Raw genomic sequence first — 260 nt, forward strand, 5'->3', positions numbered from 1 at the left:
TCTGTGTTGGCATTACCTATTTTCCCGGTCCGTCTCCAGACAAGTATCTTCGGCGCAGGTGAGCTTAACTGCCGTGTTCGGGATGGGAACGGGTGGACCCTCACCGCAATCAACACCAACTTACTTTTCTTTGAAAAGAAAAGTAAGCAAAAGAAACTTTCATCTGTTTTCTTCTCCTTACCGTTCTTTTCAACAGTAAGATATTATATTCTATTGTCTCAGCTTTGTCAAGAAGAACTTTCTATTAAAGTTCTCTTTCC

General features: G+C 41.2%; 1 rRNA gene. It reads right to left on the reverse strand.

From position 1 onward, the window contains the following. Window positions 1-4: 4 nt before the first annotated feature. Window positions 5-120 (reverse strand): 5S ribosomal RNA (gene rrf, locus H7U37_RS15440). Window positions 121-260 lie beyond the last annotated feature (140 nt).

The organism is Pseudoflavonifractor phocaeensis, assembly GCF_016901735.1.
Classification (GTDB): domain Bacteria; phylum Bacillota; class Clostridia; order Oscillospirales; family Oscillospiraceae; genus Pseudoflavonifractor_A.